The sequence below is a fragment of the Geodermatophilus normandii genome, from assembly GCF_003182485.1.
In the GTDB taxonomy this organism is placed as follows: Bacteria; Actinomycetota; Actinomycetes; order Mycobacteriales; family Geodermatophilaceae; genus Geodermatophilus; species Geodermatophilus normandii.
Genome location: NZ_QGTX01000001.1, coordinates 3,556,339 through 3,569,531 on the forward strand (window position 1 = coordinate 3,556,339; position 13,193 = coordinate 3,569,531).

Annotated in this window: 14 protein-coding genes; 10 read left to right on the forward strand and 4 right to left on the reverse strand. The window is 76.6% G+C overall.

Annotation, left to right across the window (positions count from 1 at the left end):
- The first annotated feature begins 45 nt into the window (after window positions 1–45).
- Window positions 46–687: a DUF4333 domain-containing protein gene (locus JD79_RS17160; protein ID WP_110006517.1), complete on the forward strand. Its 642-nt coding sequence runs from the start codon at window positions 46–48 to the stop codon at window positions 685–687.
- Between the two features lie 33 nt (window positions 688–720).
- Here JD79_RS17160 and JD79_RS17165 read toward each other — a convergent pair whose 3' ends face one another.
- Entirely contained in the window at window positions 721–1,638 is a 918-nt protein-coding gene (locus tag JD79_RS17165) for a 5'-3' exonuclease (RefSeq protein ID WP_110007803.1), read from the reverse strand.
- Between the two features lie 76 nt (window positions 1,639–1,714).
- On the opposite strand from JD79_RS17165, the gene JD79_RS17170 reads away from it, so the two are divergent.
- The 5 genes from JD79_RS17170 to JD79_RS17195 all read left to right on the forward strand — a co-directional run bounded on the left by JD79_RS17170 (window position 1,715) and on the right by JD79_RS17195 (window position 6,785).
- A complete protein-coding gene (locus tag JD79_RS17170) occupies window positions 1,715–2,854 on the forward strand; it encodes a M24 family metallopeptidase (protein ID WP_110006518.1) in 1,140 nt (379 codons plus the stop codon).
- Window positions 2,829–3,296: an Lrp/AsnC family transcriptional regulator gene (locus JD79_RS17175; RefSeq protein WP_110006519.1), complete on the forward strand. Its 468-nt coding sequence runs from the start codon at window positions 2,829–2,831 to the stop codon at window positions 3,294–3,296. The genes JD79_RS17170 and JD79_RS17175 overlap by 26 nt, the downstream gene beginning before the upstream one ends.
- Before the next feature lie 33 nt (window positions 3,297–3,329).
- Window positions 3,330–4,202, forward strand: a complete 873-nt coding sequence (locus JD79_RS17180; protein WP_110006520.1) for a DMT family transporter — start codon at window positions 3,330–3,332, stop codon at window positions 4,200–4,202.
- 150 nt (window positions 4,203–4,352) lie between these two features.
- A complete protein-coding gene (locus tag JD79_RS17190; RefSeq protein ID WP_110006522.1) occupies window positions 4,353–6,245 on the forward strand; it encodes an intein-containing Rv2578c family radical SAM protein in 1,893 nt (630 codons plus the stop codon).
- Window positions 6,246–6,494: 249 nt separating this feature from the next.
- The gene (locus tag JD79_RS17195; RefSeq protein ID WP_110006523.1) at window positions 6,495–6,785 is read left to right on the forward strand and encodes a DUF1540 domain-containing protein; all 291 of its coding nucleotides are present in this window, start codon (window positions 6,495–6,497) and stop codon (window positions 6,783–6,785) included.
- A gap of 75 nt (window positions 6,786–6,860) precedes the next feature.
- On the opposite strand, the gene JD79_RS17200 is transcribed toward JD79_RS17195, so the two are convergent.
- Together JD79_RS17200 and JD79_RS17205 are read right to left on the reverse strand one after the other, a co-directional pair.
- A complete protein-coding gene (locus JD79_RS17200) occupies window positions 6,861–7,715 on the reverse strand; it encodes a hypothetical protein (protein ID WP_110006524.1) in 855 nt (284 codons plus the stop codon).
- Between the two features lie 217 nt (window positions 7,716–7,932).
- The gene (locus JD79_RS17205; RefSeq protein ID WP_245900169.1) at window positions 7,933–8,250 is read right to left on the reverse strand and encodes an AMP-binding enzyme; all 318 of its coding nucleotides are present in this window, start codon (window positions 8,248–8,250) and stop codon (window positions 7,933–7,935) included.
- 203 nt (window positions 8,251–8,453) lie between these two features.
- On the opposite strand from JD79_RS17205, the gene JD79_RS17210 reads away from it, so the two are divergent.
- From JD79_RS17210 to JD79_RS17220, 3 genes are all read left to right on the forward strand, one after another.
- Window positions 8,454–8,885: a TetR family transcriptional regulator C-terminal domain-containing protein gene (locus JD79_RS17210; RefSeq protein WP_245900170.1), complete on the forward strand. Its 432-nt coding sequence runs from the start codon at window positions 8,454–8,456 to the stop codon at window positions 8,883–8,885.
- 61 nt (window positions 8,886–8,946) lie between these two features.
- On the forward strand, window positions 8,947–10,098 hold the full coding sequence (locus tag JD79_RS17215; protein ID WP_110007804.1) for a carboxylate-amine ligase: 1,152 nt from the start codon (window positions 8,947–8,949) through the stop codon (window positions 10,096–10,098).
- A 41-nt stretch (window positions 10,099–10,139) separates the two neighbouring features.
- On the forward strand, window positions 10,140–11,027 hold the full coding sequence (locus tag JD79_RS17220) for a lysophospholipid acyltransferase family protein (RefSeq protein WP_110006526.1): 888 nt from the start codon (window positions 10,140–10,142) through the stop codon (window positions 11,025–11,027).
- 6 nt (window positions 11,028–11,033) lie between these two features.
- Here JD79_RS17220 and JD79_RS17225 read toward each other — a convergent pair whose 3' ends face one another.
- Window positions 11,034–11,561 (reverse strand): GNAT family N-acetyltransferase, encoded by a 528-nt coding sequence (locus JD79_RS17225; protein ID WP_110006527.1) that lies wholly within the window; start codon window positions 11,559–11,561, stop codon window positions 11,034–11,036.
- A gap of 82 nt (window positions 11,562–11,643) precedes the next feature.
- On the opposite strand from JD79_RS17225, the gene JD79_RS17230 reads away from it, so the two are divergent.
- Entirely contained in the window at window positions 11,644–13,191 is a 1,548-nt protein-coding gene (locus JD79_RS17230; protein ID WP_245900171.1) for an amidohydrolase, read from the forward strand.
- The last annotated feature ends 2 nt before the right edge of the window (window positions 13,192–13,193 follow it).

A 13,193-nucleotide genomic window follows, 5' to 3' on the forward strand; every position in this document is an offset into this window, starting at 1 on the left:
CATGGGAGGACCCGTCCGGGTCGAACGGAACGAGCAGGAGCGACGATGACCAACCCACCGCAGGGTGGCCAGCCGGGGCAGTACGGGCAGCCGGGGCAGTACGGCCAGCAGCCCGGCCAGTACGGGCAGCCGGGGCAGTACGGCCAGCCGGGCGGTGGGCAGTACGGGCAGCCCGGCGGGTACGGGCAGCAGCCGGGGCAGTACGGGCAGCCCGGCGGGTACGGGCAGCCGGCGCAGCAGCCGGGCCAGTACGGCCAGCCCGGGTACGGCCAGCAGCCGGGGCAGTACGGCCAGCAGCCCGGCCAGTACGGGCAGCAGCCCGGGCAGTACGGGCAGCCGGGGCAGTACGGCCAGCCCTACGGCCAGCAGCCGCCGAAGAAGTCACGGACCGGGCTGGTCATCGGCCTGGTGGCGCTCGCCGTCGTCGTCATCGCCGCGGCGATCATCCTGCCGATCGTGCTCGGCAAGGACGTCCTGGACCCGTCGCAGGCCGAGGACGACATCGCCACGCAGTTCCAGGAGACCTTCGGCGTCTCGGTCGAGGTCTCCTGCGACGACGAGATGGTGGTGGAGAACGGCGCCACGTACGAGTGCACCGGCACGACCGAGGACGGCGAGGACGTGACCCTGCAGGTCGCGATCACCGACGCCGACTCGGCGGCCTACACCTGGGAGGTCGCCTCCTAGCGGCGCGTCCCCCGCGGACGGGCCGGCCGGCGCTCACCCCAGGGCGTCGGCCGGCCATCCGAGGGCCGCGCCGAGCCGGCCCAGCGAGGACCGCAGGCCGTGCGCGTCGGCCAGCGCGGCCAGCGCGTCCGGGTCCGCCGGGCGGCGGGGCAGCGACCCCTCGACCGCCGGCATGTCGATGTCACGCGCCACGGCCACGACCACGGGCGCGGCGTCGAGGTAGTCCCCGCCCGCGTGCAGCCGCTTGAGCACCGCCGCGGTGAGCGGCGCCTTCGGCACCACGGTGCGCGCCGCGGCCGCGCGGATGCCGGCCAGGTCGCCGAACTCGGTGACCAGCGCCGCCGCCGTCTTCGCGCCGATGCCCGCGACGCCGGGCAGGCCGTCGCTGGGGTCCCCGCGCAGCACCGCGAAGTCCGCGTAGGCCCGCCCGGGGATCCCGTACCGCGCGGCCACCGCCGCCTCGTCGACCACCTCGATGTCGGCGATGCCCCGGTTGGTGTAGAGCACCCGGACGCCGCGGGCGTCGTCGACGAGCTGGAACAGGTCCCGGTCCCCGGTGACGACGTCGACCGGCCCGCGCGCGCGGGTGGCCAGCGTGCCGATGACGTCGTCGGCCTCGTAGCCGGGCGCCCCGACCCGGGCGATGCCGGCCGCGGCCAGCACGTCGACGAGCACCGGCACCTGCGGCCCGAGCTCGTCGGGCGTCTCCTCGCCGCCGTCGGGGGAGAGCCGGTGTGCCTTGTACGACGGCAGCGCCGCCACGCGGAACGCCGGCCGCCAGTCGTCGTCCCAGCAGGCCACCAGCCGGTCGGGGGAGTGGGCGGTGACCAGCCGGGCGGTCATGTCGAGGAAGCCGCGGACGGCGTTCACCGGCCGGCCGTCGGGCGAGGTCACGCTGGTCGGGACGCCGTAGAAGGCCCGGAAGTAGAGGCTCGCGGCGTCGAGCAGCATGGTCGTCACGGGCGGGGACGGTAACGGTCCGGGAAACCCCGGCGGGAGCGGTCGGTGCCCGGGTTAGTGTCCCGGGGTGGCAAGCAGCACGGGGGCCCTCGTCAGCATCGACCGCGTGTACGCCGCGCGCAGCGTCGCCGCCGAGCTCGGCGTCGACGTCCTGGTCCTCACACCGGGCTCGGACCTGCGCTACCTGTGCGGCTACGACGCCCACGCCATGGAGCGGCTGACCGCCCTCGTGGTCCCCCGGGCCGGGGAGCCGCTGCTCGTCGTCCCCCGGCTCGAGGCGCCGATGGTCGACGCGAGCCCGGCCGGGACGCTCGGCCTGGAGCTGCACGCCTGGGACGAGACCGACGACGCCTTCGCCGTCCTCGCGCGGGAGGTGACCGCCCGGCTGGGCGGTGCACCCACCCGGGTCGCGGTGGGCGCGCGCACCTGGGCCGAGCACGCGCTCGGCGTGCACCGGGCGCTGCCGGGCTCGGCGCTGGAGCTGGCCACGCCGGTGCTCGACCGGCTGCGGATGGTCAAGACGCCGGCCGAGGTGGAGGAGCTCGCCCTCGCCGGTGGCGCCATCGACCGGGTGCACGCGCGGATGGGGGAGTGGCTGCGCGTGGGCCGCACCGAGGCGGAGGTGGGCGCCGACATCGCCGCGGCCATCCTCGCCGAGGGGCACGTGGGTGTGGACTTCACCATCGTCGGGTCCGGCCCCAACGGCGCCAGCCCGCACCACGAGCTCTCCGACCGGGTGGTGGCGGCCGGTGACCTCGTCGTCGTCGACATCGGCGGGGAGACGGCCACCGGCTACCGCTCGGACTGCACCCGCACCTACGTCGTCGGCGGCGAGCCCGACGCCGAGGTGGCCGAGTGGTACGCGGTCCTGCAGGACGCGCAGGAGGCCGCCGTCGCCGCCGTCCGGCCCGGGGTGACCGCCGAGGAGGTCGACGCCGTCGCCCGCGACCGGATCACCGCCGCCGGGTGGGGCGGGCACTTCATCCACCGCACCGGTCACGGCATCGGTCTGGACACCCACGAGGCGCCCTACATCGTCGCGGGCAACGACCTGCCGCTGGAGCCGGGGATGGCCTTCTCCGTCGAGCCCGGCATCTACCTGCCCGGGCGCTGCGGCGCGCGCATCGAGGACATCGTGGTCTGCACCGACGACGGCGTCCGCACGCTCAACGAGGGTCCCCGTGAGCTCGTCGTCCTCCCCGGCTGAGCACGCCCCCGACGTCGACCGGGCGCTGCTGGCCGCCCTGGCGCGGGACGGGCGGGCCAGCTACACCGAGCTCGCCGAGCGGGTGGGCCTGTCGGTGTCGGCGGTGCACCAGCGCGTGCGCCGGCTCGAGCAGCGCGGCCTGATCACCGGTTACCGGGCGACGATCGACGCGCGGCAGGTGGGGGCGGGGCTGACGGCGTTCGTGTCGATCACGCCGCTGGACCAGGCGCAGGCCGACGACGCCCCGGCCAAGCTCACGCACCTGGACGCGATCGAGGCCTGCTACTCGGTGGCGGGGATGGAGAGCTACCTGCTCAAGGTGCGGGTCGCCTCGCCGGAGGCGCTCGAGGCGCTGCTGCGCGACATCCGCACCACCGCCAACGTGGCCACCCGCACGACCGTCGTCCTCTCGACCTTCTACGAGGACCGTCCTCCCGTCTGAGCCCGGCCCGGCCCGGCCCGGCAGAGTGGTGCGGTGACCGACGACCTCGCCCGCGGGGTGGGCGACCACCTGCCCGGCACCGTGCTGGCCCTGACGGCGGCGCTGCTGTTCGGCCTGGGCTCGGTGCTGCAGCACGAGGCGGCGGCGCGGGCCTCGGCCGGCGGGCGGCTGCGGATGCGGGCGATGGTCGGCCAGCGGACCTGGCTGGCCGGCCAGGTGACGACGACGGCCGGGACGGGGGCACAGGTGGCGGCGCTCGCCCTGGCGCCGGTGTCGCTCGTGCAGCCGCTGCTCGCCGGGGCGCTGGTGGCCGCCCTCGCCGTCCGCTGGGCGCGGACGGGCCTCCCGCCGACCCGGCCGGAGGGGCTCGGCGCGGTGCTGACCGTCGCGGGGATCGCGGTCTTCGTGACGGCGGCCCGTCCGGGCCCGGGGGTCGTCGACCGGGTGCCCGCCGGGTGGGCGGTGGTGCTCGCCGTCGTGGGCGTCACGGTGGCCGTCGCGCTCACCGCCCGGCTCGGCGCCGGCCGGGGGGCCGCGCTCGCCTGCGGCGTCACCGGGGGCCTGGCGGCCGGGGTGGCGGCGGTGCTCGTCGCGGCCGGGCTCACCGCGGTCTCGACCGACGGGGTGGTCGACGCGCTCGCCCGGCCCGCGGTGTGGGGCGCGGTCGTGGCCGGCGTGGTCTCCCAGGTCGGCGCCCAGCAGGCCTACGGGCGGGGATCGCTGAGTGCGTCCCTGCCGGCGCTCGCGGTCCTGGACCCGATGGCGGCGGTGCCGGCCGCCCGGTTGCTGCTGGGGGAGCACCTCGAGCCGGGGCACGCGGCGGTGTGGGGTCCGGCGGGGCTCGTCGCCGTCGTCGGCATCGTGCTGCTCACCCGCGGTGGCGGGCAGCCGGCGCCCCGGCGGTGACGCCGCGGCCGCCGCGGGACGCCCGACGACCGGTGTTCCCGTTATCCCCAACTTCGCGACGACTCCGTCGGCGGCCCCGCTGGCACGGCGGATGGACGACGACCGCGAGGCGACTGGACAGGGCGTCGAACACGTGTTCGCATTCCAGGCGTGAGGTGGGACGCCCGGCGGCTCGACGCCGACGACGAGTCGCTGCTGCCGGGCATGCCGAGCCTGCGCGGGTTGCTGCGCAGCGTCGAGGTGCCCGAGTTCCCCGGTGTGACGATGCACGAGGTGCTGTGCCGGTCGGCGCTCAACCCGGTGCCGGAGGCCTCGCGGATGCCCTTCTCGCACACGATCAACCCGTACCGGGGTTGCCTCCACCAGTGTGTGTACTGCCTGGCCGGGGACACGCGGATCCTCATGGCCGACGGCCGTCAGCGGCCTATTGCGGCGCTGCGGGTGGGGGACCGCGTCATCGGCACGGAGCGCCGCGGCACCCACCGGTACTACGTGGAGACCGAGGTGCTGGCCCACTGGGGCACGGTCAAGCCCGCCCACCGCGTCACCCTGGCTGACGGGACCGAGCTCCTGGCCAGTGGGGACCACCGCTTCCTGACCCGTCGCGGTTGGAGACACGTCACCGGTACGACGTCCGGCCGCGGGCGGCGACCGCACCTGACGACCGACGACGAGCTGATGGGCTTCGGGCGGACGGGGACGTCCCCCGTCGTCCGCGCCGAGTACCGGCGGGGCCACCTGGCGGGGACGGTCCGCGGCGACGGCCACCTCGGGGTCCACCGTCAGGAGCGACCCGGGCGGGCCCACGGGGACGACCACCGCTTCGGCCTGGCGCTGGTGGACGACGAGGGTCCGGACCGCGCCCAGGCGTACCTCGCCGCGGAGGGCATCCGCACGCCTCGTCTCGGCGTCGCGGACGCGGTCGGCAACCGCCGACCCCTGCCGGCCATCAGGACGTCCGCGGCGGCCGCCGTCGGCCGCATCGCCGACCGCCGGGAGTGCGGGGTCGACGGCATCGCGGTCGAGGCTGACGCGGCTCTCCAGGTCGTCGACCTGCAGTCGGTCGGCCTCGAGATGCCGATGTTCGACATCACCACCGGCACCGGCGACTTCGTCGCCAACGGGGTGGTCAGTCACAACTGCTTCGCCCGCTCGACGCACGAGTGGCTCGACCTGGACGCCGGCCGGGACTTCGACACGCAGATCGTCGTCAAGACCAACCTCGTCGAGGTGCTGCGCCGAGAGCTGGCCAGGCCGTCGGGCAGGCGCCGGCACGTGGCGCTCGGCACCAACACCGACCCCTACCAGCGCGCCGAGGGCCGATACCGGCTGATGCCCGGGGTCATCCGGGCGCTGGCCGACTCCGGGACCCCGTTCTCCGTCCTCACCAAGGGCACGCTGGCCCGCCGCGACCTGCCGCTGCTCGCCGACGCCGCGCGGGACGTCCCGGTCGGCTTCGGCGTCTCCCTGGCCATCTGGGACGACGACCTGCACGCGAGCCTCGAGCCCGGCGTGCCGTCGCCGCGCGCCCGGCTGGACCTGGTGCGCGCCGTGGCCGACGCCGGCCTGCCCTGCGGCGTGTTCCTCGCCCCGGTGCTGCCGGGCCTCACCGACCGCCGGTCCGACCTCGACGCGGCCCTCGGGGCGATCGCCGAGGCCGGCGCCACCGGCGTCACGGTGGTCCCGCTGCACCTGCGTCCGGGCGCCCGCGAGTGGTTCTCCGCGTGGCTGGCCCGCGAGCACCCGTCCCTGGTCGGCCGCTACCGGCAGCTCTACCGCGGCGGCGCCTACGTGCCGGCCGAGTACCGGGCGTGGCTCGCCGCGCGGGTCGCGCCGCTGCTGCGCCGGCACGGGCTCGACGGTCGGTCCGATGGAGCGGCCCGGGGCGCCGAGGCTCCCCCCGGCGTCCCCGGTGACGACGAGGCGGCCTTCCCGGCCGGGAGCCTGCCGCCGGCCCGCGACGACGCCGCCGCGCGCCCGCGGGGAGCCCGGCCGAGGCGCGCCCGCGCCGACGACGTCCCCGGCCAGCTGGCTCTCATCTGACGCGCCCTGAAATGGTCAGGGAAGGCTGTCCTGACCATTGCGCGACACAACCGGAAATGGGATCGGGAAAAGGGGACCCTGCGCCGTTCCGAGACGCGGGGGCGCCGCCGAGCAGCTGTTGCACAGGGAAGGCTGCCCTCACCGGAAATGGCGGCCCGTCGACACGCGGAATGATTTCCCGACTCGATCCGCCCGCCATTCTGCGGCACACTCGGGTCAGCCGATCCGCCCGGCCCCGGAGGACCCGAGATGACCACAGTCATGCCGCCCGTCAGCGAGTGCACCGTCGACGGCTGCTCCTACAACGACCACGGCTGCCACGCCTTCGCGATCACCGTGAGCGGCACGGACGGCCACGCCGGCTGCGGCACCTTCATCCCGCTCACCGTCCGCGGCGGCCTGCCGCGGGCCGAGGCCCAGGTCGGCGCCTGTCAGCGCACCGACTGCCGGCACAACGACGCCCTCGAGTGCCACGCCGAGGGCATCCGGGTCGGCTTCGACCACGACACGGCCAGCTGCCTGACCTACTCGGCGGCCTGACGGCCCGCTGCGCGGTCCCTCCGACGGCCCGGGTGCCCGCCCGGGCCGTCCTGCCGTGCGGGGGAGGAGAGGGGCTCAGGCCGGCGGTGCGGCCGCGGCCCTGTTCGCCCGCGCGGCCCGCTCGGCGCGCACGGCACCGCGGGCGGCCACCGGCTCGGCGCCGGCGGCGAGGGCCAGCCGGCGGTAGGAGTCGTAGGACAGCGTCTCGTAGACGGCGGCCAGCGCCTCGGCCCGCTGGCGCCGTCGGCCGGTCGTCGTCGCCCGCAGGTACAGCGCGGTCCGCACCGCGTGCTTGGTGAACGTCACCTGCAGCGCCTGGCTCGACAGCCGGCCGCCCACGTGCGAAGTGTAGCCCGGGCCGCGGCGCAGTGCCGGCAGCACCCACGGGCTGTCGGCCAGGGCGGGGAAGCGGTTGCGCACGGCCTCCCACGCGTGCCAGGCCGTCAGCGCGCCGGGCACCGACCACTCGCCGTCGTCGGTGGTGACGACGAGGCGGCGCGCGGTGGCGTGCACCTGCTCGCGGCGCAGGTCCCGGAAGCTGCCCACCGGCGCCGGCCAGCGCAGCGCGATCGCGCACCACACCACCGTGCGCAGGTGCTCGGGGTCCTCGCTGCGGACCTCGGTGAGCGGCCGCAGGTCCAGGGTCCGCGGGTCGGGCTCCGGCGTCGGAGGCGTGGGCAGGGGGACGCCGCCGTAGCGGGCGACCTTGCTGTAGAGGGTGACGGTGGCCGGTCTCCAGCCCCGGGCCGCGGCGACGTCGTCCATCCCGCCCTCGGCCAGCTCCTCCGGCCCGAGGCCGAGCTCCAGCGCGGCGTCGACGAGCCGGCGCCACTGGACGGCGTAGCCCTCGGGCGGCGCCAGCCGCCCCCAGGCCCGCGCCGCTGGCAGTGACGGCATCTCCGGGAGCGGTCCCTGCCAGCCCTTGGCCATGCCTCCATCATACCCGTTATCCCCAACATCTCAACGCAATGCAGCCAGAACGAAGAACACCCCCGACGGCAAGGAGCAGTTGCGACCTCCGGGACCTCGCCTGAGGTCCCGGAGGTCGAGGAGTCCGCCGAGGTCGGGCAGCCCGGGTCCGTCCCCGTGCCGGCCGCGGACCCGGCGCGACGTGCGGCGGCCGGACCGCCGGGGGAGGGGTCGCCGCCTACCGGGTCCCGTCCGCGGGCACCAGGCGCGCGCGGATGTCGGGCTTGAGCACCTTGCCGACCTTCGAGCGGGGGAGGTCGGCCCAGACGAGCACCTCCTTGGGGGCCTTGACCCCGCCGATGCGCGCTCGGGCGAAGGCCCGCACGTCGGCCGGGTCGAGTGCCGTCCCGGCCCGTGCCTGCACGACGGCGACCACCCGCTCGCCCCACTTCTCGTCGGGCAGCCCGACGACCGCGCAGTCCTGCACGCCGGGATGGGCCATGAGCGCCTGCTCGACCTCCGCGGAGTACACGTTGAAACCGCCGCTGATGATCATGTCCTTCGCGCGGTCGACGAGGTACAGCCAGCCGTCCTCGTCGAGGTAGCCGACGTCGCCGGTGTGGTGCCAGCCGCAGCGAACTCGCCGCCGCGGCGCTGGAGACGCTCGCCGAGCTGGGCTACGCCCGCACCGGCCTGCGCGACATCGCCGCCCGCTCGGAGTTCTCCCACGGCGTCCTGCACTACTACTTCCGCGACAAGGTGGAGCTGATCACCCACTGCGTGCGCGAGTACAAGGCGCGCTGCGCCACCCGCTACGACGAGGCGGTGGCCACGGCGACCACCGCCGAGGAGCTGGTCCAAGGGTTCCTGCGGGAGCAGACGGCGACGCTCACCGGCGAGCCGCAGATGCACCGGCTCTGGTACGACCTGCGCAACCAGTCGATGTTCGAGCCCGCGTTCCGCGCCGACGTCGCCGAGATCGACCTGCTGCTCGAGCGGATGGTCTGGCGCGTCGTGAGCCGGTACGCCGAGCTGTCGGGAACCCGCCCGCGGGCCTCCTCGACGGCGTTCTACGCCGTCCTCGACGGCCTGTTCCAGCAGGCCCTGCTGCGCCAGCTCGCCGGGGACCCCGAGGCGGCGCCGGCGCTGCGTGAGGCCGTGCAGGGGGTCCTGCCGCAGCTCGTGCACTGACCCTGCCGCCCCACCGGCCCGCCGCCCTGCGGTCCCGGGGGCCGGTGGGGACGATGTGCCGGTGCGCACGGTCGGGGTGGAGGAGGAGCTGCTCGTCGTCGACCCGTCGGGGACGCCGGTGCCGCTCGGCCCTGAGGCCCTGGCGGTGGCCGCCCGGCGCGGCGAGGGCGAGACCCCGGAGCAGCACGAGCGCGCCGGCGACGAGGGAGGGGAGTCCCGCGGGCACCTGGTGCCCGAGCTCAAGCAGGAGCAGCTGGAGCTCGGCACGCGGGTGTGCACCGACCTGGCCGAGGTGACCGGCGAGCTGCGGTACTGGCGCGGGCGGGCCGACGCCGCCGCCCGGGCCGTCGGCGCCCGGGTGGCGGCGCTGGCGACCTCACCGGTCGCGGTGCAGCCGCGGACGACGCCGGGCGAGCGCTACGGCGACATGACCGACACCTTCGGCCTCGTCGCCCGCGACCAGCTCACCTGCGGGTGTCACGTGCACGTGTCGGTGGCCGACGACGAGGAGGGCGTCGCCGTCCTCGACCGGATCCGCGTCTGGCTGCCGGCGCTCACCGCGCTCACCGCGAACTCGCCGTTCTGGCTGGGCGCGGACTCCGGCTACGCCAGCTTCCGGTCGCAGGCGTGGAACCGCTGGCCTTCCTCGGGCGCCACCGAGCCCTTCGGGAACGCGGCGACCTACCACCGGGTGGTCGCCGACCTGGTCGCCACCGGCACGATCGTCGACGCCGGGATGGTGTACTTCGACGCCCGCCTGTCGCAGACCTGGCCGACGGTCGAGGTGCGCACCGCCGACGTCGCGCTGCGGGTCGAGGACGCCGTCACCCACGCCGGGCTGGTCCGCGGGCTGGTGGAGACCGCCGCCCGCGAGTGGCGCGAGGGCGTCCCGGCGCCGCGGGTCCGCAGCGAGGTGCTGCGGGTGGCCGCGTGGCGGGCCGGCCGCTCGGGGACCACCGGCGACCTGGTGCACCCGCACACGTGGCGCCCCGCACCGGCCGCCGACGTCGTCGCGGCGCTGCTGGAGCACGTGGGGCCCGCCCTGGAGGCCACCGGCGACCGGCGGCGGGTCGCCGACGGCGTGGCGGCGGTCCTGGACCGCGGGACCGGCGCGGACCTGCAGCGGCGCGTGCACCGCGCGACCGGGGACCTGACCGCCGTGGTGCGCGCGGCCGTGCGCCTCACGACCGGGGACCCCGCGGCGGGGGAGTGACTCCCCGGGAAGCACGCAGCCGGGGCGGATATCGTCCCGCCATGTACACCGCGACCTGGCGTGACGTCGTGCGGCGCGACCTGTTCGGACCCCGGCCCGGACGCGGGGACGGCCCCTACCGGCTGGTCATCCGCGTCACGCTGGTGGTCTTCCGGTTGCTGCGCCTGCGGTTCGACGTCCGCGGCTCCGAGCACGTGCCCGCCTCCGGCGGCGCGGTGGTCTGCAGCAACCACGTCAGCTACCTGGACTTCACCTTCCTCGGCCTCGGCGCGCTGCCGCAGCACCGCCTCGTGCGGTTCATGGCCAAGGCCTCGGTCTTCGGCCACTGGTTCGCCGGGCCGTTCATGCGGGCCATGAAGCACATCCCGGTCGACCGCAAGGCCGGCGCGGCCGCCTTCGACGCCGCCGTCCGGGCGCTCAAGGACGGCGAGGTCGTCGGCGTCTTCCCCGAGGCGACGATCAGCCAGAGCTTCACCGTCAAGGACCTCAAGGCCGGCGCCGCCCGCATGGCCCTCGACGCCGGCGTGCCGATCGTGCCGGCCGCGGTGTGGGGCGGGCACCGGGTGGCCACCAAGAAGCACCCCGTGGACCTCACCCGCGGCCGCGCGGTGACCGTGCTCCTCGGGGAGCCGATCACGCCCGCGCCCGGCGAGACGCCAGCCCAGCTGCTCGAGCGCACCCGGGAGGCGATGGTGGCCCTCCTCGACGAGGCCCAGCGCACCTATCCGCAGCAGCCCGAGGGCCCCGACGACCTGTGGTGGCTGCCCCGGCACCTCGGCGGCACCGCGCCCACCCTGGAGGAGGCCGCCCAGCGGGACCGCGACGACGCCGCCGGCACCCGCGTCCGGGCGCGCACCTCCCGGCGCACCCGGCTGCGCCGCCTCACCCGCCGCCTGACCCGCCGCCCCACCCGGCGCGACGCCGCCTGAGGGCGGCTACTCCACCACCACCGGCGCCATCAGCCGGAAGGCCTCCAGCTCGACGTCGTACCAGCGGCGCAGCCGGCCCAGCGGCGCCATGCCCAGGCGGCGGCACACCGCCAGCGAGGCCTCGTTGCCGGGCCGCACGACGGCGTAGACCTCCGGCAGGCCGGCGCCGAAGGCGTGCTCGACCACCGCCCCGGCCGCCTCGGTGGCGTAGCCGCGGCCCCAGCTGTCCGGGTGCAGGTGCCAGCCCACCTCGACCTCCCCGACGCCGCCGGGCAGCGGCTTGAGCAGCACCGTGCCGGCCACGACGGGTGCCGGGCCGCGGACCTCGATCGCCCAGGTGCCGTGCAGCGGGTCGGCGCGGCGGATCTCCGCCCACCGGCAGACGAGCTCGACCGGGCCCACCGAGGGGGTGCCGCCCAGCCAGCGGGTCACCTCCTCGCGCCGGTACATGTCCGTCAGGCGGGCGAGGTCGTCGCGGCGGGTCGTCCACGGGCGCAGCCGCAGCCGGTCGGTGAGCAGTTCCCCGTCCGGCACCGCGGCTGCCTACCCGGCGTGTCCCGCCCTATCCACGCACCCGCCGCCGGACCGCCCGCGGGACGCCGTCATGCTCGGCGGCGTGACCCCGCCCGACTCCCCGACCGCCGACGTCCCGCCCGACCTGCTGCTCACCGACGTGACCGTCGGCGACCGGCCCGGCCGCGCCGTGCACGTCGCCGGCGGGCGGATCACCTGGATCGGCGCCGCCGCCGACGCGCCGCGTGCCGGGCAGGTGATGGCGGGGGAGGGCGCGCTGCTCACGCCGGCGTTCGTGGACGCGCACGTGCACGCCACGGCGACCGGCCTGGCACTCACCGGCCTCGACCTCCACTCGAGGTCGAGCCTCGCCGACGCCGTGGCGGCGGTCGCCGAGGCGGTCCGCACCGCTCCGCCGGGGATCCTGCTCGGCACCGGCTGGGACGAGACCGGCTGGCCCGAGGGCCGCGGGCTCACCCGCGCCGACCTCGACGCCGTCGTCGGGGACCGCCCGGCCTACCTCGCCCGTGTCGACGTCCACTCCGCCACCGTCTCGACGGCGCTGCTCGACCTCGTGCCCGGGATCCGGGACCTGCCCGGTGCCTCGCCCGACGGGCAGCTGCGCCTCGACGCCCACCACGCCGCCCGCCAGGCCGCCTACGGAGCGGTGACCGCGCAGCAGCGCGCCGCCGCGCAGGCCGCCACCCTCGCCGAGGCGGCCCGGCTGGGCATCGGCAGCCTGCACGAGATGGCCGGACCCGAGGTGTCCAGCGCCGAGGACCTGCGCGCGCTGCTGGTCCTCGCCCGGGAGCGGCCCGGGCCGCGGGTGGCCGGCTACTGGGGCGAGCTGGCCGAGCGCGGCGGACTGGAGCTGGTGCGCGAGCTCGGCCTGGCCGGCGCCGGCGGCGACCTGTTCTGCGACGGCGCGTTCGGCTCGCACACCGCGGCGCTGAGCGCTGCCTACCGCGACCGCCCCGGCACCGCCGGCGCGCTGCGCTTCGCGACCGCCCAGCTGGTGGAGCACGTGCGCGCGTGCACCGCCGCCGGCGTGCAGGCCGGCTTCCACTGCATCGGCGACGCCGCCGTCGGCCAGGTCCTCGACGCCGTCGGCGCGGTGGTCGCGGAGCTGGGCCTCCCGGCGGTGCGGGCCTGCCGCCACCGGCTCGAGCACGTGGAGATGGCCGGCGCGGAGGCGGTCGAGCGGATGCGCGCGTGGGGGATGGTCGCCAGCGTCCAGCCCGCCTTCGACGCCACGTGGGGCGGCCCGTCGGGGATGTACGCCGAGCGCCTGGGCGCCGACCGCGCCGCGGCCTGCAACCCGTTCGCCGACCTCGCCGACGCCGGGGTGGCCCTGGCACTGGGCAGCGACGCCCCGGTGACGCCGATGGACCCCTGGGGCGGCGTGCACGCGGCGGTCGACCACCGCACCGCGGGCGCGGGCCTGCGCCCGTTCGACGCCTTCGACGCGGCCACCCACGGCGGCTGGCACGCGATCGGTGCCGAGACCGCGGCCGGCCCGCTCGCGCCCGGCGCCCCCGCCGACCTGGCGCTGTGGGACACCGACGCCACCCTCTCGGCCGTCCTCGACCGCCGCCTGCGGCCCGGGTGCCGGCAGCTCGTCGTCGCCGGGACGCCGGTGCGGTCGCTGTAACC

Coding starts and splice junctions, on each gene's coding strand:
- JD79_RS17160 (WP_110006517.1), top strand. CDS start 46: ATGACCAACCCACCGCAGGGTGGCCAGCCGGGGCAGTACGGGCAGCCG.
- JD79_RS17200 (WP_110006524.1), bottom strand. CDS start 7,715: ATGGCCAAGGGCTGGCAGGGACCGCTCCCGGAGATGCCGTCACTGCCA.
- JD79_RS17220 (WP_110006526.1), top strand. CDS start 10,140: ATGTACACCGCGACCTGGCGTGACGTCGTGCGGCGCGACCTGTTCGGA.
- JD79_RS17165 (WP_110007803.1), bottom strand. CDS start 1,638: ATGCTGCTCGACGCCGCGAGCCTCTACTTCCGGGCCTTCTACGGCGTC.
- JD79_RS17205 (WP_245900169.1), bottom strand. CDS start 8,250: ATGATCATCAGCGGCGGTTTCAACGTGTACTCCGCGGAGGTCGAGCAG.
- JD79_RS17195 (WP_110006523.1), top strand. CDS start 6,495: ATGACCACAGTCATGCCGCCCGTCAGCGAGTGCACCGTCGACGGCTGC.